Source organism: Actinomadura fibrosa, assembly GCF_900659615.1.
In the GTDB taxonomy this organism is placed as follows: domain Bacteria; phylum Actinomycetota; class Actinomycetes; order Streptosporangiales; family Streptosporangiaceae; genus Spirillospora; species Spirillospora fibrosa.
Window position 1 is genome coordinate 1 of record NZ_CAACUY010000156.1, and the last position, 21337, is coordinate 21337.

Below are 21337 nucleotides of genomic sequence, written 5' to 3' on the forward strand. Positions count from 1 at the left end.
AGCGCGGCGGCGACGACGACCTGCTCCGCTCCGACGGTGCCCGCCAGCGCGCGGGAGGCGGCGTCCTCGGGCAGCGCGCCGAGCGGGCCGGGGCCCGCGAGGCCGAGCAGCCGCCCGATCGCGAGCCCGCCCACGATGAGCCGGCAGGCGTACGGCCAGTCCGCGGCCAGCAGCGCGTGCCGGACGGCGTCCTCGACGCGCCCGTGGCGGTCGTACCAGTCCGCGACGCGGCGGTGCAGGCGGGACGCCTCGACCGGGTCCTCGTGGCACAGGGTCAGGTGCAGGGCCGCGCCGAACACGTGGTGGTAGCGGTACCAGCCGTGCCCGAGCGGCAGGACGAACGCGTTCTGCCTGACCAGCGCGGCGAACAGGCGGCCCTCGCAGGGGCCGGCGAGCTCCGCGGCCAGCTCCGCGTTGAAGCGGTCGAGGACGCCGAGCGTGAGCAGGAGGCGGCGGATGCCGCGCGGCTGGGCGTCCAGGACCTCCGCCATGAGGTAGTCGACGACGGCGCGGTCGTCGCCGGCGAACGCCGCCGCGAACGCGTCGGGGTCCGGATGCCCCTCCATCGACATGGCGGCGAGCCGCAGGCCGGCCGCCCATCCCTCGGTGCGCCGCCGCAGGGCCCGTACCGATCCCGCCGTCAGCGCCACCCCGTGATGGGCGAGCAGACCGCGGACCTCCCGCTCGCCGAACGCCAGGGCGTCGCTGCGGATCTCGGTGAGCGCGCCCGCCAGGCGATGGCGGTGCAGCGGCAGCGGCGGGTCGGTCCGCGAGATCAGGACGAGCCGCAGCCCCGGCCACGCGTCCCTGAGGACGCGGTCCAGATCGCCGGCCAGGCACGAGCCCGCGGGCGGGTGGAAGTCGTCGAGGACGAGCACCGCCGGCGACGACCGCTCGGCCAGCGCCGCCGCCAGGCCGGCGCGGAGGACCTCGCCCTGGAAGGGGCGCTCCGATGCGGGGAGGCCGGCGATCCCGGCGGTCTCCAAGGCCGCCAGCACGTGCTCCCAGAAGGTCTCCGGTTCGTGGTCGGCGCTCTCCAGCGAGATCCAGGCGACCGGCCCGCCCGCCCTTCCCGCCGCCCAGGCGGCCGCGGCGACGGTCTTGCCCGCGCCCGGAGGGCCGGTGACGACGGTGAGCGGCCCGCGGACGCCGTCCTCGAACCGGGCGCTCAGCTCGTCCCTCGCTATCACCCAGTGCGGCAGCACCGGCCGGCCGAGCTTGGCCTTCAGGATCGGCGGTGGCCCGGTCCGGTGCACCGGTTCCGCTGTCACGCCTCGTGCAGGGTCCGCAGGCATGGCGGCACCTCTCCTCGCCAGAGATGTGGTCCCCGGCCCGAGCGGGGTCTTCGCCGATGTTTCTCTGTTCGGTTTTGTCCTCCCTGGGCACTTTCTCCCCGTCGTCCGGGTGAGGGCGCATCACCCTCCGCCTCGATCTCACCCGGGTGAGATCGGCGTAAAAGAGAGACAGATCGCGACGAGCGCCCCCTTGTTGGACGTCGATGTCCGGCCGACATTGAAGGGATCGGACGGCATCGGTCGCAGGGATCACGTCATGCTCGGCAACGGCACCTCGCACGGGAGGGACGGCCCCGGCCGGCCCCGGTCCCCGGCCGCCCGCGGCCGCCCGGCGGCGCTGTCCGGCCCCTCCCGGCCCCGCGTCGGGACGCTCTGCGGCTGTGCCGTCGTCGCCGGCACCACGGCGGCCCTCGCCGGGGAGCCCGTGCTCGCCGGCCTGGTCACCGGCGTCCTCGCCCCGAAGATCGCGGTGATGCGCGCCCTCGAACGCAGGACCGCCCGCGCGCTCGCGACCGCGGGAGCCGGGCCGGCCGCACCGACGCCGCTCACCACCGCCGTCGCCAGGTCCTGCACCGGCGCCGCGCTGGGCCTGCTGGCACTCGCGACGATCCTTTACGTCCTGACGCCGGCGGGCGGGCACCCCGTGGACCGCGCGCACGTGGCCGCGGCGCTCGCGCTGGCGGCCGTCCCGCTGGAGCTGCCCGCCGCGACCGCGGCCCTCCTCGCCCTCGGAACGGTCCGGATGGCGCGGTGCAACGCCGCCGTCCGGCGGTTCGACGCCGTCGAGGCGGTCGGGGCCACGACGGTCGTGTGCACGCGCACGACAGGCGTGCTCACCCGGGACGAGTTCACCGTCACGACCCTCGTCGCCGGGGGGAGCGCGTACCTGTCCACGGCGACCGGCGCCTCACCCGCGGGTGAGGTGCGCGCGGGCGGGCGGACCGTCCGGCCGGGCGAGAACCTCGCGCTGGACGAATGCGTCCGCGCGGGCCTCAACTGCAACGACGCGCGCCTCGTCGAGGCGGGCGGCCGGATGTCGGTCGCCGGTGACCCCGCCGACGGCGCCCTCGTGGTGAGCGCCGCCAGGCTGGGCCTCCGGACGCGCCTGCACCGCCGGGGGACGCTGCCCTTCACCGCCGACCGCCGCTACATGGCGACCGTCCACCGGATCGCCGGGACGGACGAGGAGGTGATCTACGTGAAGGGCTCCGTCGAGCGGGTCCTGTACCTGTGCGAGTCCGAGCTGGACCACACCGGCCGCGTGCGGGCCCTCGACCGGGAGGCCGTGCTGCGGGCGGCCGGCGCGCTCGAACGCCGCGGGTCGCGCGTGCTCGCCTTCGCCCGCGCCCACGGCGGCGCGGGACCGGGCCGCCCCACCGAGCGGGACATCGCCCGGCTGGAGTTCCTCGGCCTCCAGGCCATGCACGACCCGCCCCGGCCCGACTCCGCCGACGCGGTGCTGACCTGCCAGGACGCGAGCCTCCCGGTCAAGCTCTTCGCGGCGGACGGGACCGACGCCGCGGCCACCGCCGCCGCCTGGGTCGGGCTCGACGGCGGGGCCGCGATGACGGGCGCCGGCCTGGCCGCCTGCGATCCGCACGGCCTGCCGCGGGCGGTGGCGCGCGCGACGGTCTTCGCCCACCTCACCCCCGCGGAGGAGGCCCTCGTCGTCAGGGCGCTGCGGCACCGCGGCCAGGTCGTGACGCTCGTGGAGCGGCCCGACCGCCCCGGGACGGCCCGGGGTGCGGACGGCGCGACGCCGCTGCTCGTCAACAACGGGTTCGCGGCGGCCGTGGCCGCGATAGGCGAGGCCAGGACCGTGCTCGGCATCATCGCCGCGGTCATCTCCGGTGCGCTGGCCGCCATCATCCTGAGCCTCGCGGCCGCCGTCCTGGCCCTGGCGGCGCCGTCCGCGTGCGCGGAAGGGCCGCATCCGCGTCTCGTGCTGTCCGCGCTGGCCGTCTCGCTCGCCGGCGCGGCCTGCGTCCGGCCCGCGTGCGCGCTCGCCGCGCTCGTCCGGCGGCTCCGCGCCCCCGAGCCCCGGCTCAGCCGAGGAGCAGGCCCACGAGCCCCTTCACCATGAGCACGGCGGCGACCGTCCCGCTCATGAGGTACATCAGCGGACGGCGGTTCGCCAGGAGCCAGGGCCGCAGCCGCCCGTCGATGACGTCCGCCCCGTCCGGCCTGAGCAGCGGCACGGCCACGGGCATCGCCACCCCGGCGGACGACACGGCGACGAACAGCAGGATCATGACCGTCAGCCCCGCGCCGCTCCAGCCCGTCTCCAGCATCTGGTTGACGGCGGCGGCGACCACCAGGTAGCTCGGCATGACGACGCCCAGCCCGAAGGCCAGGACCGGCGGGATCGCGTCGATGCGCCCGACCCACGCCGGGATCGGCTCCGGCTCGCCGGACCTCCGGCGGCGGTGCCACCGCCACGCCGAGTAGGCGGCGATGGCCGCGCCCAGCGACAGGTCGGCCCAGGCGTACGCGGCCGCTCCGCGCCGCGACGCGCCGTGGTGCCCGGGGATGACGGTCGCGGCCACCGCCCCGACGACGGTCAGGACGGCCGTCCAGCCGGCGAGGAAGGCCACCGCCTTGCTCCTCCCCCGCTCGGCTCCCGCGAGGAGCACGGCGGCGAGGACCGGAACCGGCCGCAGGGCGAGGACCAGGGCCAGCAACGCCAGCACGAGCAGCGCCTCAAGTCGCATGTGGATGTCCTACGGCGACCATGCGGATGTCCTACGGCGACGCGGTGAGGCCGCCCACGCCCGCGGGCGCGACCGGCCTTCACGCGTGGCGGGCGCCGGAGCCCGCCCGGGGCGGTCGGCTTCCTGACACGCCCTAGTAGCCGGACTGCTCGGCGGCCCGCCGCCCGTAGACGCACAGGGCCCAGATCACCGCGACGTCCAGCGCGATCATCGTGAGCCCCCAGACGGGGTAGTAGGGCAGGAACAGGAACTGGCTGATCGCGTTGACCACCGCGAACGCGATGCCGATGGCCCGGGCCCACACCCGGCCCGAGAACACCACGAACCCGGCGACCACCGCGAGGATGCCCAGCAGCAGATGGATCCAGCCCCAGGCCGTCACGTCGATCTCGTAGGTGTAGTGCGGCGCGACGACGTAGAACTTGTCCTCCAGGATGGCGGCCAGGCCCTGGATCGCCTGGAAGGTGCCGATGAGCACCAGCATGATGCCGCCGAAGATCGCGAAGCCGACGGCCCAGGAGCTCACCCGCTCCGGCTCCGCAGCCGAACCGGGGCCTTCCCGCCGCGCGGAGACCTGCTCAGACATGTGGTACCTCCCATTCGGTACGGCCAGCCCTTCGAGCATCGCGGGACGGACGCGCCCCGGGGTCACCCGCTGCGGATGAGATACCGCCGCGGCGGCCCCCGTCATCCGTCCTCGCCGGGCCGCTCGTACAGGGCGAGCGCCCAGATCACCGCCACGTCGAAGGCGATGACGAGCAGGGACCAGAAGGGGTAGTGCGGGAGGGCCATGAAGTTCGAGATCGCGCTGATCCCGGCCACGGCGATCCCCGCCGCGCGGGCCCACGGCCGGGCGGCGAAGACGCCCCAGGCGGCGACCGCCACCACGGCGCCCGCGACGAGGTGCACCCACCCCCACACGGCGGGGTCCCAGCCGAAGGCGTAGTGCGGCGCGCCGGTGCCGAAGGCGTCGCGGACGAGCACGGAGAAGCCGGCCAGGGCCTGGAGGATCCCGGCCGTCATCATCATGACGCCCGCGAACATCGCGAACCCGGCGGCGACGGTCTCGCCGTCGGTGACGGCCCGGCGCGGCGGGGCGGAGCCCACGGGCGGGAACTCGGGGGACCGGTCAGCGGCCATGGTCACAGCACCTCCCAGCGGCGGACCGCCAGCATCGTCCGGCGGCGGCCCGGCGGAATCACCCGCAGCGGATGAGCCGCGCGCCCGCGGCGGCGCGGACGCTCGCTGCTGAGCGAGAGGACCATGTCATGACGGGACCTTCGTACGAGCGGGAGCCGCGCCCCTACGAGCAGGGGGCGGCGCCCTACGAGCAGGGGCCTGCCCCGTACGGGGCAGGCCCGTACGAGCCGGATCCGTACGGGGCCGACCCGTACCGGCCGGATCCGCGCGCGTCCCGGCGGCCTCCGCGTCCGCCCGGGGTGGACGCGGCCCGGCTGTGGGGCGGCGGGCTCGCGACCGCGGCGATCGCCGCCCTGATGGCCTTCCTCGGCGTGCTCATCGCCCGCGGCGTGTTCGGCATCGAGCTGCTCGCCCCGGAGCGCGAGGGGACGATCGGCGACACCACCACCGGCGTGTACGTGCTGATGGCCGGGATCGGGGCGCTGGTCGCCACGCTGATCCTCCAGATCCTCGCGCTCCTGACGCCGCAGCCGCTCAGCTTCTTCTCCTGGGTCGTCGGCCTGGTGACGCTGGTCTTCGCCGTCACGCCGTTCACGACCGGCGCCGACATCGCGAGCCAGGTCGCGACCGGCCTAATCAACCTCTGCATCGGCCTGACCATCCTGACGCTGCTCCCGAGGAGCGCGTACGGGGCGCTCCGGTCCGGCGGGCGCGGGCCCGCGTGAGCGGGACGCCGGAGGGGGAGGCCTCATGAACGTGGCGCGGACGATCGTCGCGCCGCTGGCGTTCGCGCAGTTCGTCGCGAGCTACGCCGCCACGAACATGAACGTGGCCATCGGCACCATCGCCGACGACCTCGGCACGACCGTCATCGGCATCCAGACGACGATCACCCTGTTCACCCTCACGATGGCGTCGCTGATGATCGCCGGCAGCAAGCTGACCGACATCTGGGGCCGCCGCAGGTGCTTCCTCCTGGGCCTCGCGATCTACGGGGCGGGCGCCCTGCTGGCCGCGCTCGCGCCCGGCCTCGGCGTGCTGACCGTCGGCTACTCGGGGCTGGAGGGCGTCGGCTCGGCGCTGCTCATCCCGCCGATCTACATCCTCATCACGGTGGCGTTCGACGACGTCCGCGAACGGGCGAAGTACTTCGGCGTGGTGAGCGGGGCCGGCGGGCTCGGCGCGGCCGCGGGCCCGCTGGTCGGCGGCCTCATCACGAGCGCGATCGGCTGGCGCGCCTCGTTCCTCGCGCAGGTCCTCGCCGTCGGGTGGATCCTCTTCGCCGCCCGCCGGATCGAGGAGCCGCCGCCGCCCGAGCGGAGGCCGCGCTTCGACCTGGCCGGCGCGGTCCTGTCCGCGGCCGGGATGATGTTCGTGGTGCTCGGCGTCCTCCAGTCCGGGACGTACGGCTGGGGCGCCTCGCGGAAGGCGTTCGAGATCGGCGGAACCGAGGTCATCCCCAAGGGCGGCGTCTCGCCCGTGTGGATCCTCGTGGGCATCGGCGCGCTGATCCTCCTCTGGTTCTTCCTGCACATCGCGTCCAGGGAGAGGGCGGGCAAGGACCCGCTGTTCTCCATCGGGCTGCTGCGGAACAGGACCTCGAACCTGGGCCTCGGCACGCAGCACATCCAATGGCTGACCATGCAGGGGTCGTTCTTCGTCATCTCGGTCTTCCTCCAGGAGGCGAAGGGGTACAACGCCGTCCAGACGGGGCTCATGCTGACGCCCGCCACCGCCGGCATCCTGCTCGCGTCCGCGGCGGCGGGGCGGATGGCGGGGCGGCACTCGCAACGGCGGCTGATCCGGGCCGGGTTCGGAGGGACGATCGTGGGATTCGCCCTGCTGCTCGCGCTGGCCAGGGAGGACTCGGGCGTCCTCGGCTTCGCGCCGGGGCTGTTCCTCATCGGCACCGGCGTCGGGATCATGCTGACGGCCTCGGTGAACGTCGTGCAGTCGAGCTTCCCGGACGCCGAGCAGGGCGACATCTCGGGCCTGTCGCGCAGCGTGTCGAACCTCGGCTCGTCGCTCGGCACCGCGCTGGCCGGCTCGGTCCTGGTCGCCGCGTCGAAGCCCGGCGACCATCCGTTCGCGCTGGCGCTGGTCACCCTCACGGTGATCACGGCGATCGGCTGGGTCCTCGCGCTGCTCCTGCCGCGCACGCCGGCCGGGACGCCCGCCGCGGAACCCGCCGCGGCGCCGTGAGCCCCGACCGCGCAGGACCGGACGCGCCGGACGCGGGTTCCGGCCGGGACGATCCCACGCACACCGGGCAAGCCACGCACGTCGGGCATGCCGGGCGCGCCGGGCGCGTCCACCGGCGTGCGGTGACGCGCGCGGTGGTGCGCCCCGTCCTGACCGCGGCGTGCCTGGTCACGGCGTACTACGCGGCACCGCTCGACCGGGGCTTCACGACCGCCACCGCGTTCGTCCTCGGCGCCTCCCTCGTCGCGCTCGGCGGGGTCATCGCCTGGTACGCCCGCTCCATCATCCGCGCGCAGCACCCGAGGCTGCGCGCGGTCGAGGCCCTCGGCATGTCACTGCCGGTGTTCCTGCTGCTGTTCTCCCTGGCCTACCGCCTGATGGACCAGGGCACGCCGGGCGCGTTCTCCGAGCGGCTCAGCCGGACCGACGCCCTGTACTTCACCGTCACGGTGTTCTCGTCGGTGGGGTTCGGGGACATCACCCCGCGCACCGAGGCCGCCCGCGTCCTGACGATGGTCCAGATGCTCGGCAACCTGCTGATCTTCGGGCTCGCCGCCCGCATCCTGCTCAACGCGGTGCGGCAGGGCCTCGACCGGAGGACGCGCGATCGAGCTGGCGGTCCAGGTCCACCGCCGCCGTGATCAGCGCCAGGTGGCTGAACGCCTGCGGGAAGTTCCCGAGCTGCCGCCCGGTCGGCCCGATCTCCTCCGAGTAGAGGCCGAGGTGGTTGCTGTAGGTGAGCATCTTCTCGAACGTCAGGCGCGCGTCGTCCAGGCGGCCCGAGCGGGCGAGGGCGTTGACGTACCAGAACGTGCAGATCGAGAACGTCCCCTCGGACCCGCGGAGCCCGTCGGGTGAGGCGGCCGGGTCGTACCGGTAGACGAGGCTGTCCGAGACCAGCTCCTCGTCCATCGCCCGGAGCGTCGAGACCCATCGCGGGTCCCGCGGCGCGATGAAACCGACGGTCGGCATGTACAGCAGCGACGCGTCCAGCACACGGCCGCCGTAGTGCTGGACGAACGCCCCGCGCCCGGCGTTCCAGCCGCGCTCCATCACCTGCTCGTAGACGGCGTCGCGCGCGGCCGTCCAGCGCGCGAGGTCGGCGGGCAGCCCCCGGCTCCGCGCCAGCCGGATCGCCCGGTCGAACGCGACCCAGGATATGAGCCGGCCGTAGACGAAGTGCTCCGGCCCGCCGCGGGTCTCCCACAGCCCCGCGTCCCGCTGGTCCCAGTGCCCGGTCAGCCAGTCGACGATGCCGCGCAGGTGCGTCCAGCCGTCGTGCGGGACGCCGAGCCCGTGCGCGTCCGCGAGATGGACGGCGTCGAGCGCCTCACCGTAGATGTCGAGCTGGACCTGCGTCGCGGCACCGTTCCCGACGCGGACCGGCCGCGACCCGAGGTAGCCGTCCAGGTGGCCGAGCTCCTCCTCGGCGAGGTCGCCCGACCCGTCGATCCGGTACATGATCTGCAAGGGGGACGACCGCTCCCCCGCCTCGCGGACGCGGTGCCCGAGCCATGTCAGGAACGCCTCCGCCTCGTCCACGAAGCCGAGCCCGAGCAGCGCGCGCACCGAGAACGACGCGTCGCGCACCCACGTGAACCGGTAGTCCCAGTTGCGCTCGCCGCCGACCTGCTCGGGGAGGCCCGCCGTCGGCGCCGCGACCAGCGCGCCGGTCGGCGCGTACGTCATCAGCTTGAGCGCGATCGCCGACCGCTCGACCATCTCCCGCCACCGGCCGCGGTAGGTGGACCGGCCGACCCAGCCGCGCCAGAAGTCGCGCGTCTCCTCCAGCGCGGCGAGCACCGCGTCCCGCGTCCACCGGGCCGGCGGACCGTCCGGCGCCGTCTCCAGCACCACTCCCCCGGCCTCGCCCGCCGACGCCGTCACGACCGCCCGGACGCCGCCGCGCCCGTCCTCGCGCAGCCGCGCGCCCTCGTCGCCGTGCGCGCCCAGCGCCCGCACGATCGACAGGTTCAGGGCCGCCGAGTCGCCGCGGAACGCGACGCCGTCGTCGGTGATCTCCGCCTTGTGCTCCTGCCGCCCGTAGTCGAACGCGGGCCGGCACTCGACGGCGAACCGCATCCGCCCGCGGACGACCCGGACCACCCGGACCAGCAGGTGCCGGTCCGTGGCGGCGCCGTCCCGCACCGGCATGAAGTCGATGACCTCGCCGACGCCCTCCGCGGACATGAACCGCGTGATCAGGACGGCCGTTCCCGGCAGGTAGAGCTGCCTGCGGACGTGGTCCCCGCCGTCCGGCGCGATGCGGAACCGGCCGCCGCGCTCCCGGTCGAGCAGGGACGCGAACAGGCTCGGCGAGTCGAACCGCGGCGCGCAGAACCAGTCGACCGTCCCGTCGTCCGCGACGAGCGCCGCGGTCTGGAGATCGCCGATCAGCCCGTGCGCCTCGATCGCCGGATACGCGTCCATGACCATCCTCCTCAGTTCAGGGCCGGTGCAGCAGGTCCAGCCCGACCAGCCGTTCGAGGCGCCGCACGGTGAAGGGGTGCGACAGCGGCAACTGCGCCAGCCACACCCAGAAGCCGCGCAGGGCGCGCCCCTGCGCGACCAGTTCCGGGACGTCGACGTCGGTCTCGGTGTGGCGGCCCGACGCCAGGACGACGAGGCCGGTCGCCCCGCCCGGGGACACGTGCGCGCCGAAGCGGTCGCACGAGTACTCGCGGAGCCGCGACAGCGTCGGGCCGAGGACCGGGATGCGCTCCGAGTAGGCGACCGAGAGCTGGTACCAGAGGTCGACGTGGTTCAGCTTGATGTGCCCCATCTCGTGCCCGAGGATGAACCGCAGCCCCTCCCGGTTGTTCTTGACGAGGTTGGCGAACAGCTCGTTCGACAGCACGACGTAGTCATGGCCGGTCGCCTGGGCGGCGAAGGCGTTCAGCGCCCCGTTGCCGTTGGCGAGGAAGAGGTCCGGGCGCCTGCGGAGCCCCAGCCGGGCGGCGAACTCGTCGGCGGTCTCGTACAGGTCCGGGAACTGCCGCCGGGACAGCTGCACGGCCGTCCCGCGCACCTTGGCCCGCTGGACCTCGCGCACGACGACCAGCGCCGGGACGAGGAGCAGCAGCCCGACGAGGGCGCCGCGGATCGCGTCCGCCCACGCCGAGTCCGCCACCTTGTCCGGCAGGAACGGCAGCAGCACGGCCGCCTGGAGGATCCCCACGATGATGAGCACGTTGAGGACCACCATGAAGACGTAGAAGGGCAGCTCGCCCCGGGTACGCCGTACGGTCGGGGCCCGTCGCGGCCCGGGCCGGCGCACCGCGCCGGCGCCGGTCCGTCCCGTCCGCTCGGACGGCGGTACCTGCCCTTGGTGGGACATGTCGGTCTCCTCGCATGGCTTCCGCTCCAGGGTCCCGTCCAGCGGTCCCGTCCTCCTCACCCCCTCGGGGTGATGGAGCGGACGGTTCCGCGATCCGACGATTCCGGCGTGACCCCTGAGCGGGGAGGCCCGCGATGAGCGATGTGGACCGGCGCCCGGACGGCGCGTCCGACACCGAGGCGCACGACCTGAGCGAAGTCGGCGCGGAGGTGCCCAAGGCGGCGTCCGACGTGCCGAAGGCCGGAGCGAACGTGCCCGACGTCCCAAAGACCGGCGCGGACGTGCCCAGGGCCGCGCCCGACGCGCCCAAGGTCGGTGCGAACGAGGCCGAGCCCGCGGCTGACCCGGACCCCGACGCGGCCGCGTCGGGGTCCGGGTCCGATGGCGAGGAGTTGCGGCGGCTCCGCGCGGAGGTGGCCGCTCTGCGCGCGGAGCTCACCGCACGGAGGGGCGCGCCCGTGCGCCCGCTGCTCCCCGGGTTGCGGCGGGCGCTCGCGGCCGTCCTGGTCGCCCTCGCCGGGTTCGGCCTCGTGGCCTCCGTCGTCGGGGTGTGGGGCGCCCGGACGACGCTGAAGACCGACCGGTGGGTCGCGACCGTCGCGCCGCTGCCCGAGCATCCCGAGGTCAACGCGGCGATGGCGACGTACCTGACCGACCAGGTCTTCGCGAACCTGGACGTCCAGCGCCGGCTCACCGACGCGCTGCCGCCCAAGGCCGCGTTCCTGGCCGGGCCGGTGTCCGGCGCCGTCCAGGACTACTTCCGCGAGCGGGTCCAGAAGTTCATGGGCACCCCGCAGTTCGCCGCGCTCTGGGAGCAGGCGAACAGGTTCGCGCACGCCCAGCTCACCGCGATCGTCGAGGGGAAGAGCGAGACGGTCACGGTCCAGGACGGCACGGTGACGCTGAACCTGCTGCCGATCGTCAACGACGTCCTGGTCACCGTGTCGAACGAGCTGCCGACGCTGTTCGGCAAGCAGCTCCAGCTTCCGACACTGTCGTCCGGGCAGATCCCGCCGGACCTGCGGGAGCGGATCCAGACCGCGCTCGGCGTCACGCTGCCCGCCGACTTCGCGCAGATCACCGTCTACCACGACGCCGACCTCAGCGGCTTCCAGCACGCCGTCGTGCTGTTCAAGCGCGGCCTGGTCCTGCTCGTCCTCGGCACGCTGCTCTGCCTCGGGCTGGCGCTGGCCGTCTCGCCCGGACGCCGGCGGACCCTGCTCCAGTTCGGCGTCGCGGTCGCCGTCAGCACCGTCGCCCTGGAGGCGGTGCTCCACGCGGTCAGGGACCGGATGCTGGAGCGCGTTCCCGACGGGCTCTACCGGCAGGCCGCCTCCGTGGCCGTCCACGAGATCTTCACGACGCCCCGCGAGCGCGGCGACCAGCTCCTGTGGTGCGGCATCGCCGTCGCCGTCCTCGCCTACCTGGCGGGACCGGGCCGGCTGCCCGTCCTGCTCCGCCGGTCGGCCGTGCGCGGGGCCCGCGCCACCGCCTCCGGCGCCCGCTCCGCGGCGACGAGCGAGCGGCTCGCCGAGCAGGCCGCGCGCCACCTGGACCCGCTGCGCGTCGCGGGCGTCGTGCTCGCGGCCGTCGCCGCGCTGCTGGTCGCGTCCTGGACGGCGTTCCTGGTGATCCTCGCCGTCCTCGCCGCCTACGAGGCCGCGGTGACCCTGCTCGCGCGCCGAGGCCCCGCCGCTCCCGTCCCCAGTGGGAGGGCGGGGTGAGGAAGCGACGGGACCCCGGTCTTCCGCCGGACGCCCCTACCCGTGCAGGGCCTCCTGCAGCTTCTTCTCGGTGTCGGCGGACAGCGACGACTTGAGGACGGTCCCGCCGAACCCGCTGAGAGCGGCCACGGCCTTGTCGGGCGTCACCTTCTCGATCACCATGAACAGCGCCGAGGTGCCCGGCTGGAGCATGTCGCGCACCTGCCGCTGGAATCCCTTGTCGATGCCCGAGTTCTCGATCCTGCCCATCAGGGCGCCCATGCCCGCGCCGAGCGCCATCCCGAAGAACGGCACGAAGAACAGCATCCCGAAGAGCAGCCCCCAGAACATGCCCCACATCGTGCCGCCGCCCACCGCGTGGTGGCTGGTGCTGACATGGAACTTGCCTTCCCGGTCGCGGGAGATGACCGCCACCGCGTCCGCCTGGATGACCAGATCGCCCCTGAGCCGCTGGACCTCGCGCTCGGCCTCCGCCGCCGTCGTCTCGTCCGGGTACCCGATCGCAATGAGCTCCGCCATGTCCGTTCCGCCTTTCCGCGTCACGATTACCGAGTCCGTGGCGGCCTCATGGAATCCGGTCGCGGGCGGGCCGGGCATCACCCGGCCCGGATGATGCGGCGGCGCCCGTGGCGGCGTGTGCTCTGGGACGGACCATCGAGGAGGCGCGAACGACGTGCCGGAGCCGGGCGAGGGACTCCCCCGGGAGTCCCGGGACTACGAGATCAGGGTCAAGGGCCGCGTCGGCGGCTCGCACCGTCTCGCCTTCGAGGGGCTCAGCATCACGGTGAAACCGGTCGAGACCGTCCTCCACGGCGAGGACCTGGACCAGGCGGCGCTGTACGGGATCCTGGAGCGGATCCAAGCCCTCGGATTCGAGCTGGTGGAGGTCCGGCGGCTGCCCCCCGCCCCCGGGACACCGCCGGAGCCGGCCTGAGCCCCCGCCCGGTCCGGCTCTCATCCACGGCGGGTGATGCCCGCCGCTCCCGTCCGCGAGACCGTGCCCGGACGAGGCCCGGCCCCGCCGGACCGCCGCACGCGGAAAGGAGTGGACGCCCATGGCCGTCGGACCGGTGCAACTGATCGTCCTGGGATTCGACTCCCCCCACTTCCAGGGGGAGGTCATCGCCGAGCTGGAGCGGCTCAGGCAGAGCGACACGGTGCGCGTGATCGACGCGCTGGCCGTCTACAAGGACAAGCAGGGCGAGCTGGAGGTCGAGCACCTCAGCAACCTGACGAAGGAGGAGGCCATCGAGTTCGGCAGCAAGGTCGGCGCTCTCATCGGCCTCGGCATCGAGGGCGAGGAGGGGATGGTGACCGGCGCGATCGCGGGCGCCGAGCAGACCGCGGAGGGCGTGCACCTCTTCCCCGAGGGCGAGGACGCCTGGGACGTGCTCGGCGACATCCCCGCCGACTCCGCCGCCGCGCTGCTGCTGATCGAGCACCACTGGGCGGTGCCGCTGCGGGACGCGATCGCGCGCGCGAACGGGTTCCGCATCAGCGACGGGTTCATCAGCCCGCTGGACCTGGTCGCCATCGGGCTCCACTCGGCCGAGGAGGCGCAGCGGCTGCACGCGCTGGAGACCTCCAGGAGCGTCCGCCGCTGACAGGCGGCGGCACGCGGTACCGGAACAGGAGGGAGGCGGACATGTTCGGAGCCCGCAGGGTCGCGCGCCGCACTTCGCGGCGGACCGCGCGCCGGGTGTCCCGGCGACGCTGACGACGACCCCTGACCACGGCCCCGTCGACGGCACTGACGGCGGCGCCGACCACGGCGCCGGACCACGGCGCTGACGGCGACGCTGACCACGGCGACGACGACAGCGCCTACGACAGCGCCTACGACGGCGCCGACGACGGATCGACCGTTCGCGGCTGGGTCCGGCCGGTGGGGGCGCCCACCGGCCGGGCCCGGCGCCGACGGCCAGGAGAACGGATGGCTTCGCTGACCTACCTGGGACACGCGACCGCGCTCCTCGACGTCGGCGGTGTCCGCGTGCTGACCGACCCGGTCCTGCGGGACCGGGTCGCCTTCCTCCGCCGGGTCGTCCCCCCGGTCCCGCGCGAGGCGTGCGCCGCCGCGGACGTCGTCCTGATCTCGCACCTGCACCACGACCACTGCGACCTGCCGTCGCTGGCCGCACTGGAGGCCGACCCCATGATCATCGCGCCGCCGGGCGGCGACCGCTTCCTCCGGGCGCACGGGTTCGGCCGGGTCGTCGCGCTGCGGCCCGGCGAGTCGCACACCGCCGGCCCGGTCCGGGTCACGGCGGCCCCCGCGGTGCACGACGGAAGGCGCCGTCCCTTCGGTCCCGGCGCGGGCGCCGTCGGCTACCTCGTCACCACGGCGGACGCCGCCGCGTACTTCGCGGGCGACACCGGCCTCTTCGACGGGATGCGGGACCTGTGCCCGCGCCTCGACCTCGCCCTCGTCCCGGTCTGGGGCTGGGGGCCGAACCTCGGCGACGGGCACCTCGATCCGCACGCGGCCGCCGAAGCCGTCGCCCGGCTGCGACCCCGCGTCGCCGTCCCGGTCCACTGGGGCACGTTCTTCCCGTACGGGCTGGCGCCGTTCTTCCGGAACCGGCTGCGCAGGCCGGGCCACGACTTCGCCGCCGCCGTCCGCGCGCGCCGGCTCCGCACCGAGGTGCGCGTCCTGCCACCGGGCGGAGGGATGACATGGCACGCGTGACACCGGCGTCCGGACGGCCGGAGACCCTCACTCCGGAGAGCCGCTCCCCCGCGCGGCGGCCGCGGACGCTCGCGATCCGGCCGGGTCTCGTCCTGCTCGTCCTGCTGCTCGACTGGGCGGCCCTCGCCCTCACGATCGCGGTGCTCCCCGGGATCTCCGCGGACGCCGGCTGGGACGTCCTCCTCGCCGCCGTCCTGCTCGGGCTGGTCGCCGCACCGCTGCGGCCGCTGCTCGCCGCCCTCGCCGGGACGATCGGCTGGGCGGGGGTGGTGTGCGGCTGGCTGCTCGGGCAGGCCCTCCTGGTCTTCGCGGCGCTGGCGCTCACCCCGGGCATCGACGTGGACGGGTTCGGGTCCGCGTTCCTGGCCTCATGGATCTACTCGGCGGTCGTCAGCGCCGGGCTCTGGGCCGTCACCGCCGGGGACGGCACCGCGGTGCTCGGCCACCTGCTGCGGACCACGCGCGGCGCCCGCGGGACCGCGACCGCGACCGGCACGGCGCCGGGCGTGGTGATGATCCAGATCGACGGGCTGTCCGCCCCGGTGCTGGAGTGGTCCCTGCGGTCGGGGAACCTGCCGACGCTCGGCCGGTGGATCCGGTCCGGGAGCCACCGGGCGGCCGAATGGCACGTCGGGCTTCCCGCGACCACCCCGGCGAGCCAGGCCGGGCTGCTGCACGGCGCCGCCCAGGTGCCCGCGTTCCGCTGGTACGAGAAGGACACCGGCCGCCTCGTCGTGACCAACCACCCGAAGGACAGCGCGTTCGTCGAGGCGCGGCTGTCCGACGGCCGCGGGCTGCTCGCCGACGGCGGGGTGAGCGTCGGCAACGTCTTCTCGGGCGACGCGCCGACCAGCCGGCTCACGATGAGCACCGCGAGCGCCGGGCGGCGGGACGCCGGCCGGGCCCGCGAGATCAGCGCCTACGTCGTCGACCCGTACGGGCTCACCCGCTCGCTGGTGCTCACCACCGCGGAGATGGTCAAGGAGATGTACCAGGCGCGCCGGCAGCGCGTCCGCGGGATGGAGCCGCGCGTCCGCCGGGCCGCCGCCTACGTCGCGCTGCGCGGCGTGACGAACGTGCTGCTCCGGGACCTCAACATGACGCTCGTCGCCGAGCACATGATGCGCGGCGCCCCGGCCGTCTACTGCGACTTCGTCGACTACGACGAGATCGCGCACCACGCCGGGCCGACCCGCCCGGAGTCCCTGGCCTCGCTGGAGGGCATCGACCGCGTGCTCGGCACGCTGGAGCTCGTCGCCGCGGGCACGCCGCGCCCTTACCGCTTCGTCGTGCTGTCCGACCACGGCCAGAGCCAGGGCGCCACCTTCCGGCAGCGTTACGGCATGACGCTGGAGGAGCTCGTCCGGGACCTGATGGACGGCGGCCGGGACGGCGCGGCCGCACCGCGCGTGCCCGCCGGACCGTCCGACGGGAGCGGTGAGCAGTGGGGCCGGGTCGGCACCCTGCTCGCCGAGGTGGGCGAGGAGCCGACCGTGACCGGCAGAGTCGGCAGAGGCGTGCTGCGCCGGCACGAGCGCCGGGTCCCGGCCGCCGCGGCGGACGGGCGTCCCGAGGTGGTCGTGCTCGCCTCCGGCAACCTCGGGACGATCTACTTCCCGCGCCGTCCCGGACGGCTCACGGCTGAGGAGATCGAGGCGCTGTACCCGCGCCTGCTCTCCGGCCTCGCCCGGCACCCGGGCATCGGGTTCGTGCTGGTCCGGTCTCGGTCGGGCGCCGCCGTCGTGCTGGGCGCGGACGGGCGTCGTGAGCTCGGCGGCGGCCCCGCACCGGACGGCGCGGTGGACGGCGACCCGGTCGAGGGCGACGACCCGCTGGCCCGCTTCGGGCCGCACGCCGCGGCCGACCTCCGGCGGTACGATGCGCTCCCCCACGTCGCCGACATCGTCGTCAACAGCCGGGTGGACGCGGCCGGCGCCGAGGTCGCGGCGTTCGAGGAGCTGGTCGGCTGCCACGGCGGCCTCGGCGGCTGGCAGGGCCGGGCGGTGCTCGTCCACCCCGCGGACTGGACGGTCTCCGGCGACCTGGACGGCGCCGGCGCCGTCCACCGCCAGCTCGTCACGTGGCTGAACGAGGCCGGGCTGCGGGACGCCGCTCCGTGAGACGGGAGCGCCGGGACGCCCCGGCGCCCGACCGGTAGTGATCGCGAGCGGACGGGACAGATCTCAGAAGCGTTCGGAGTGCCGCTCGGCGATCGCCCGCGTGTAACCGCACATCGCCCAGATCACCAGGACGTCCGCGATGATGACGATGACCGACCAGACCGGCTGGTAGGGAATGAACAGGAAGGCGGCCACCGCGCTGACGGCGGCGGTGGCGATGACGGCGATCCTGGCCCAGAGGATCCCGGCGAGCGCGGCGAAACCGGTGGCCGCCAGCAGCAGGCCCACCACCACCTGCGTCCAGCCCCAGGCGGTCGTGTCGAGGTCATAGGGGTAGTGCGGCGCGACGACGTAGAAGTCGCCGTCCAGAAGCGCCACGAAACCCGTCATGACCTGCAAGAAGCCGTTGAGCAGCACCATGATGCCGCCGAAGGCGGCGAGCCCCGCGGTCCAGCCGGCGGAGCGGCCCGACCGGCCCGTGCCGGCGGCCCTTCCCCGCCGCGCCCGGGTCGGCGCGTGCGACTGTGGCATGGCGTTCTCCTCCCCCGGCCGCCGCCCTCCCCGGGACGGCGGCACGTCCCGGGCGGAAGGGCGGGGCCGGTCGCCCGGTCAGCTCGCCGGCTGCCCGTGCAGCGCCTCTTGCAGCGCCTCTTCGGTGTCCTTGGACAGCGAGGACTTGAGCACCGTGCCGCCGTACTTGCTCAGCGCGGCGACGGCCTTGTCCGGCGTGACCTTCTCGACGACCAGGAACAGCGCGGACGTGCCCGGCTGGAGCATGTCCCTGACCTGCCTCTGGAACGTCTTGTCGATGCCCGACTTCTCGATCCTGCCCATCAGCGCGCCCATCCCCGCGCCGAGCGCCATGCCGAAGAACGGCACGAAGAAGAGCATGCCGAACAGCATGCCCCAGAACATGCCCCACATCGCGCCGCCGCCGACCGCGTGGTGGTTCGTGCTGACATGGAACTTGCCCTCGCGGTCCCGCGAGATCACCGCGACCGCGTCGGGCTGGATGATGAGCTCGCCCGTCAGCCGCTGCACCTCCCGCTCGGCGTCCGCCGCCGTCGCCTCGTCCGGATAGCCGATAGCGATCAGATCCGCCATGGTCCATCCCGCCTTCCTGCTCTCGGTCCACTGCGTCGTCCAGGAACGTCGTCCAGGGAACACGGCCGGACGCGGGCGGGCATCACCCGCGACGGATGACCCCCGGCCGCGCGGGACGTCCCCGCACGACGCGCCCGAGGACCGGCCAGCACACCAGGCCGAGCAGGATCGGCCCGAGGTAGGTGAACATCCGGAAGACGAAGACGCCGCCCACGATCGCGTCCTCGCCCGCCCCGCCGGAGGCCCAGAGCAGCGCGGAGATGTACAGCGTCTCGGTGATGCCGACGCCGCCGGGCGTGATCTGGACCATGGTCGCGACCTTGACCACCGCGTAGACGGCGAAGACCTCGACGGCGGTCAGCAGGCCCCGCCCGGCGCCCACCGAGCGCAGCGAGACGAGCAGAACGAGGTAGACGACGAGCTCCTTGGCGAGGATGACCGCCGTCATCCCGCGCCAGTGGCGCCGCAGCGAGTCGCGGAGGTCGCCGCGGAACCCGGCCACCATGTCGGCGTAGTCCTGCGGCTTGGGCCGGCGCACCACGCCGCGGGCCCAGTTGACGAACCGGCCGAGGCGTTCGCCGAAGCCGCGGGCGAACCGCTCGCTGCGCAGGATCAGCGCGACGACGACGATCCCGGTGACGGTGGCGGCCAGCGCGATCAGCGTGAGCCAGACGACGCGCCCGGGGACGTCGGCCTGCGCCGACAGGAGACCGATCGCCAGGCACGGCATCAGCAGGACGGTCGCGGTGTCCCAGAGGCTGGTGACGACGGTCGACCGGCCGAAGTCGTCGGTGCCGAGCCCGTAGCGCCGGTAGGTGACGTAGCGCATCGCCGTGCCCGACGGCCCCGGCACGGTGTAGGACACCATCGCCGAGGTCTCCTGCGCGAGGAAGGACCGGCGCAGCCCGAGCCCGTCCACCAGCACGACGGGCGACAGCGACTTCAGCGTCTCGACCAGGCCGGTCAGGCACACCAGGACGGCGAAACCCGCGGCGTCCAGCCGCTTGATCGACGCCCAGATGTCGGAGTAGCTCGCGAACCCCGGGATCAGCACACCGAAGATCAGGTAGAGCAGCACGAGGGTGAGCGCCAGCCGCACGAGGACCTGCACCGGCGACGCCTTCTTCGCGTCCAGGAGCTCCGCGGGCGTGACCGGCCCGTCGGCCATGGCGCGCCTCCCGAACTCGTGCGGCCGGGGCCCCGCGCCCCGGCTCCCGCGACGTCCAGCGCACTGCGCCGGCGGCGCGGCCGCATCGTCCGCAACGGGTGATGCGCCGCCGCGCTCCGCTCATCCGGCCGGGGCCGGCCGCTCCCGCTCGTACCGCGCGATGACCTTCATGATCTCCGCGGCGTCGCGGCCGCCGCGGACCAGCGCGGCCATGACCCGCATGGGCTGGCCGACGTGGTCGAAGAACTCCCGGTAGCCCGCGCACAGGTAGTCCAGGCCGGACTCCCCGTCCGGCGACTCGACGAAGCGGTCGCCGGGCCGCCCGCCCCCGCACGCGAACAGCACCGGGCAGCAGCGGCAGTACAGCGGCAGCCGCTCCGCCCCCGCCCTCACCGCGCGCGGACGCCGTCCGGCCGCCACCCACGCCCCCAGCGCCTCCTCGAAGACCTGGACGAACTGACGGCCGACATCGCGGCGCACCCACTCGTCGAACACCGCCACAAGGAACGCCGCCCACTGCTCCGGCCGGACGGTCCGTTCGGAGACACCGGCACGGCCGACGCGCGGGCCCTCGCCGACACGTTCCACGACCGGCAGGAACTGGACATGCCCGACACCGAGCTCGTCCCGGAAGTACCGGTAGGCGTCCAGCGGCCGGCCCGCGTTCCCCGCGTGCACGGCGCACACGATGACGCAGGCCACACCGTGCCGGCGCAGCAGCCGGACGGCGTCGGCCATGCGGCGGCGGGCGGCCGCGCGGCCGCGGCGGTCATCGCTCACGACGCCGTCCGCCGAGAGCCCGACCAGGACGTCCCGCTCGCCGAGACACCGGCACCACGCATCGTCCAGCCGCGACCCGTCCGTCCACAGCGCGTGCTCGACCCGCACGCCCGGAACCGCGCATCGCTCGACTCCCTCGACCGCGTCCCGGAAGGAGCCGAGATCCACCGGGTCCGCATCGTCCGACCAGGTCACCGCCACGACCCGCCCCCGGTTCGTCACGACGTCCCGCCACCGGCGCGGCCCACGTCCGGCCAGCGGCACCACCGGCCCGTCACAGGCGACCCACCGCTGCCGGACACCGGCGAGAGAGCCGACCGACATCGTGACACCGCTTCCTTCCCGCACTCGACCGGGCCAGTGTCACCGAGCGCCTCCTTCGCGGCCTCACCCGGACCGGATGAGAACGGGCGCGGCGGCGCCGGCGCCATTCGGGACCCGATCCGGGTCGTCGCGCGCGGCCATGGCGGTGCGGCCGGGTCGCGGGGTTCAATGGAAGGGACCCCAGGACGGGGCGGCGTGCCGGCAGGTCGCATTCCCGTGACCGCCTCGCCGCCGGCCGTGTCCGTGAACGGATGCCGGGCGACCGGGAAGTGGGACAGCACGATGCTGGATCAGCACGAGACCACCGCACTCGCGGACCTGCTGGACGACCTGGCGGGCCGGCACGGCGAGGATCCCGCGGCCGCGCGGGCCGCCGAGCTGGCGACCCTGCTCCGCGAGCGTATGGCGGTACCCCCGCCTCCCGGCGCCGAGCGCGACCGGGCCGCCGACGCGCGGGACCGTGTCGCCGCCGAACGCGACCGGGCCGCCGACGAACGCGACACCGCGGCCGACCGCGCCGACGACGACGCCGCAGCCGATGACCGGCTCCTGGACGAGCTGCTGACGGCGGCCCTGCGACGCGACCAGGCCGCCGCTCAGCGCGCGGCCCTGGTGGGCCGCCTGCACGAATCGGCCCTGCGCGAGCAACTGGAACTCGACCACGAGATGGGCCTCGCCGACCGGAGGCACCGCGACCGCGACGGCATGGTGATCCGCGACCTGCTGGCGGCGGGCCAGCGCGA

At 74.5% G+C, this 21337-nt stretch carries 22 protein-coding genes; 10 read left to right on the top strand and 12 right to left on the bottom strand.

The window, feature by feature from the left end:
- On the bottom strand, positions 1-1271 hold a 1271-nt coding region (locus E1300_RS34290), incomplete at its 3' end, for a winged helix-turn-helix domain-containing protein (RefSeq protein WP_165503123.1).
- Between the two features lie 280 nt (positions 1272-1551).
- Here E1300_RS34290 and E1300_RS34295 point away from each other — a divergent pair.
- Entirely contained in the window at positions 1552-3378 is a 1827-nt protein-coding gene (locus E1300_RS34295; protein WP_131761267.1) for an HAD family hydrolase, read from the top strand.
- Here the strand turns inward: E1300_RS34295 and E1300_RS34300 are convergent.
- The 4 genes from E1300_RS34300 to E1300_RS53585 all read right to left on the bottom strand — a co-directional run bounded on the left by E1300_RS34300 (position 3341) and on the right by E1300_RS53585 (position 5271).
- A complete protein-coding gene (locus E1300_RS34300; RefSeq protein WP_131761268.1) occupies positions 3341-4006 on the bottom strand; it encodes a GAP family protein in 666 nt (221 codons plus the stop codon). The genes E1300_RS34295 and E1300_RS34300 overlap by 38 nt on opposite strands.
- A gap of 133 nt (positions 4007-4139) precedes the next feature.
- A complete protein-coding gene (locus E1300_RS34305) occupies positions 4140-4592 on the bottom strand; it encodes a DUF7144 family membrane protein (protein ID WP_131761269.1) in 453 nt (150 codons plus the stop codon).
- A 101-nt stretch (positions 4593-4693) separates the two neighbouring features.
- A complete protein-coding gene (locus tag E1300_RS34310; RefSeq protein WP_131761270.1) occupies positions 4694-5146 on the bottom strand; it encodes a DUF7144 family membrane protein in 453 nt (150 codons plus the stop codon).
- A gap of 2 nt (positions 5147-5148) precedes the next feature.
- Positions 5149-5271, bottom strand: coding sequence for a hypothetical protein (locus E1300_RS53585; RefSeq protein ID WP_278045407.1), 123 nt, complete (start codon positions 5269-5271; stop codon positions 5149-5151).
- Between the two features lie 3 nt (positions 5272-5274).
- Between E1300_RS53585 and E1300_RS34315 the strand changes: the two genes are divergently transcribed.
- The 3 genes from E1300_RS34315 to E1300_RS34325 all read left to right on the top strand — a co-directional run bounded on the left by E1300_RS34315 (position 5275) and on the right by E1300_RS34325 (position 7989).
- Entirely contained in the window at positions 5275-5871 is a 597-nt protein-coding gene (locus E1300_RS34315) for a DUF6069 family protein (RefSeq protein ID WP_207400111.1), read from the top strand.
- Positions 5872-5896: 25 nt separating this feature from the next.
- Positions 5897-7348, top strand: coding sequence for an MFS transporter (locus E1300_RS34320; RefSeq protein ID WP_131761271.1), 1452 nt, complete (start codon positions 5897-5899; stop codon positions 7346-7348).
- A gap of 122 nt (positions 7349-7470) precedes the next feature.
- Positions 7471-7989: a potassium channel family protein gene (locus tag E1300_RS34325; protein ID WP_207400112.1), complete on the top strand. Its 519-nt coding sequence runs from the start codon at positions 7471-7473 to the stop codon at positions 7987-7989.
- Here the strand turns inward: E1300_RS34325 and E1300_RS34330 are convergent.
- The gene (locus E1300_RS34330; RefSeq protein ID WP_131761272.1) at positions 7916-9778 is read right to left on the bottom strand and encodes a glycoside hydrolase family 15 protein; all 1863 of its coding nucleotides are present in this window, start codon (positions 9776-9778) and stop codon (positions 7916-7918) included. The genes E1300_RS34325 and E1300_RS34330 overlap by 74 nt on opposite strands.
- A 16-nt stretch (positions 9779-9794) precedes the next feature.
- Positions 9795-10685 carry a M48 family metallopeptidase gene (locus E1300_RS34335; RefSeq protein WP_131761273.1) on the bottom strand — a complete coding sequence of 297 codons (891 nt, stop codon included), beginning with the start codon at positions 10683-10685 and terminating at the stop codon, positions 9795-9797.
- A gap of 134 nt (positions 10686-10819) precedes the next feature.
- On the opposite strand from E1300_RS34335, the gene E1300_RS34340 reads away from it, so the two are divergent.
- The gene (locus tag E1300_RS34340; RefSeq protein ID WP_207400113.1) at positions 10820-12409 is read left to right on the top strand and encodes a hypothetical protein; all 1590 of its coding nucleotides are present in this window, start codon (positions 10820-10822) and stop codon (positions 12407-12409) included.
- A 36-nt stretch (positions 12410-12445) separates the two neighbouring features.
- Here E1300_RS34340 and E1300_RS34345 read toward each other — a convergent pair whose 3' ends face one another.
- Complete coding sequence (locus tag E1300_RS34345) at positions 12446-12928, bottom strand: DUF1269 domain-containing protein (protein ID WP_131761274.1); 483 nt, start codon at positions 12926-12928, stop codon at positions 12446-12448.
- A gap of 154 nt (positions 12929-13082) precedes the next feature.
- Between E1300_RS34345 and E1300_RS34350 the strand changes: the two genes are divergently transcribed.
- The 4 genes from E1300_RS34350 (at position 13083) to E1300_RS34365 (ending at position 17218) form a co-directional block, all read left to right on the top strand.
- Entirely contained in the window at positions 13083-13343 is a 261-nt protein-coding gene (locus E1300_RS34350) for a DUF8691 family protein (RefSeq protein WP_131761275.1), read from the top strand.
- Between the two features lie 121 nt (positions 13344-13464).
- The gene (locus tag E1300_RS34355; protein ID WP_131761276.1) at positions 13465-14013 is read left to right on the top strand and encodes a hypothetical protein; all 549 of its coding nucleotides are present in this window, start codon (positions 13465-13467) and stop codon (positions 14011-14013) included.
- A 329-nt stretch (positions 14014-14342) separates the two neighbouring features.
- Positions 14343-15098 (top strand): MBL fold metallo-hydrolase, encoded by a 756-nt coding sequence (locus E1300_RS34360; RefSeq protein WP_131761277.1) that lies wholly within the window; start codon positions 14343-14345, stop codon positions 15096-15098.
- Positions 15086-17218 carry an alkaline phosphatase family protein gene (locus tag E1300_RS34365; protein ID WP_131761278.1) on the top strand — a complete coding sequence of 711 codons (2133 nt, stop codon included), beginning with the start codon at positions 15086-15088 and terminating at the stop codon, positions 17216-17218. The genes E1300_RS34360 and E1300_RS34365 overlap by 13 nt, the downstream gene beginning before the upstream one ends.
- A 63-nt stretch (positions 17219-17281) precedes the next feature.
- On the opposite strand, the gene E1300_RS34370 is transcribed toward E1300_RS34365, so the two are convergent.
- The 4 genes from E1300_RS34370 to E1300_RS34385 all read right to left on the bottom strand — a co-directional run bounded on the left by E1300_RS34370 (position 17282) and on the right by E1300_RS34385 (position 20594).
- On the bottom strand, positions 17282-17749 hold the full coding sequence (locus E1300_RS34370) for a DUF7144 family membrane protein (protein WP_131761279.1): 468 nt from the start codon (positions 17747-17749) through the stop codon (positions 17282-17284).
- 78 nt (positions 17750-17827) lie between these two features.
- Positions 17828-18322: a DUF1269 domain-containing protein gene (locus tag E1300_RS34375; protein WP_131761280.1), complete on the bottom strand. Its 495-nt coding sequence runs from the start codon at positions 18320-18322 to the stop codon at positions 17828-17830.
- An 82-nt stretch (positions 18323-18404) separates the two neighbouring features.
- Positions 18405-19490: a lysylphosphatidylglycerol synthase transmembrane domain-containing protein gene (locus E1300_RS34380; protein WP_131761281.1), complete on the bottom strand. Its 1086-nt coding sequence runs from the start codon at positions 19488-19490 to the stop codon at positions 18405-18407.
- Positions 19491-19610: 120 nt separating this feature from the next.
- Positions 19611-20594, bottom strand: coding sequence for a hypothetical protein (locus E1300_RS34385; protein WP_131761282.1), 984 nt, complete (start codon positions 20592-20594; stop codon positions 19611-19613).
- Between the two features lie 282 nt (positions 20595-20876).
- Between E1300_RS34385 and E1300_RS50505 the strand changes: the two genes are divergently transcribed.
- Positions 20877-21337, top strand: a 461-nt coding sequence (locus E1300_RS50505) for a hypothetical protein (RefSeq protein WP_165503124.1), incomplete at its 3' end; no start/stop codon positions are given.

What these genes read in the sequence shown, in the direction of transcription:
- E1300_RS34295 (WP_131761267.1), top strand. Translation starts at nt 1,552, where the DNA reads ATGCTCGGCAACGGCACCTCGCACGGGAGGGACGGCCCCGGCCGGCCC.
- E1300_RS34300 (WP_131761268.1), bottom strand. Translation starts at nt 4,006, where the DNA reads ATGCGACTTGAGGCGCTGCTCGTGCTGGCGTTGCTGGCCCTGGTCCTC.
- E1300_RS34305 (WP_131761269.1), bottom strand. Translation starts at nt 4,592, where the DNA reads ATGTCTGAGCAGGTCTCCGCGCGGCGGGAAGGCCCCGGTTCGGCTGCG.
- E1300_RS34310 (WP_131761270.1), bottom strand. Translation starts at nt 5,146, where the DNA reads ATGGCCGCTGACCGGTCCCCCGAGTTCCCGCCCGTGGGCTCCGCCCCG.
- E1300_RS53585 (WP_278045407.1), bottom strand. Translation starts at nt 5,271, where the DNA reads ATGGTCCTCTCGCTCAGCAGCGAGCGTCCGCGCCGCCGCGGGCGCGCG.
- E1300_RS34315 (WP_207400111.1), top strand. Translation starts at nt 5,275, where the DNA reads ATGACGGGACCTTCGTACGAGCGGGAGCCGCGCCCCTACGAGCAGGGG.
- E1300_RS34320 (WP_131761271.1), top strand. Translation starts at nt 5,897, where the DNA reads ATGAACGTGGCGCGGACGATCGTCGCGCCGCTGGCGTTCGCGCAGTTC.
- E1300_RS34330 (WP_131761272.1), bottom strand. Translation starts at nt 9,778, where the DNA reads ATGGACGCGTATCCGGCGATCGAGGCGCACGGGCTGATCGGCGATCTC.
- E1300_RS34335 (WP_131761273.1), bottom strand. Translation starts at nt 10,685, where the DNA reads ATGTCCCACCAAGGGCAGGTACCGCCGTCCGAGCGGACGGGACGGACC.
- E1300_RS34340 (WP_207400113.1), top strand. Translation starts at nt 10,820, where the DNA reads ATGAGCGATGTGGACCGGCGCCCGGACGGCGCGTCCGACACCGAGGCG.
- E1300_RS34345 (WP_131761274.1), bottom strand. Translation starts at nt 12,928, where the DNA reads ATGGCGGAGCTCATTGCGATCGGGTACCCGGACGAGACGACGGCGGCG.
- E1300_RS34355 (WP_131761276.1), top strand. Translation starts at nt 13,465, where the DNA reads ATGGCCGTCGGACCGGTGCAACTGATCGTCCTGGGATTCGACTCCCCC.
- E1300_RS34360 (WP_131761277.1), top strand. Translation starts at nt 14,343, where the DNA reads ATGGCTTCGCTGACCTACCTGGGACACGCGACCGCGCTCCTCGACGTC.
- E1300_RS34365 (WP_131761278.1), top strand. Translation starts at nt 15,086, where the DNA reads ATGGCACGCGTGACACCGGCGTCCGGACGGCCGGAGACCCTCACTCCG.
- E1300_RS34370 (WP_131761279.1), bottom strand. Translation starts at nt 17,749, where the DNA reads ATGCCACAGTCGCACGCGCCGACCCGGGCGCGGCGGGGAAGGGCCGCC.
- E1300_RS34375 (WP_131761280.1), bottom strand. Translation starts at nt 18,322, where the DNA reads ATGGCGGATCTGATCGCTATCGGCTATCCGGACGAGGCGACGGCGGCG.
- E1300_RS34380 (WP_131761281.1), bottom strand. Translation starts at nt 19,490, where the DNA reads ATGGCCGACGGGCCGGTCACGCCCGCGGAGCTCCTGGACGCGAAGAAG.
- E1300_RS34385 (WP_131761282.1), bottom strand. Translation starts at nt 20,594, where the DNA reads ATGTCGGTCGGCTCTCTCGCCGGTGTCCGGCAGCGGTGGGTCGCCTGT.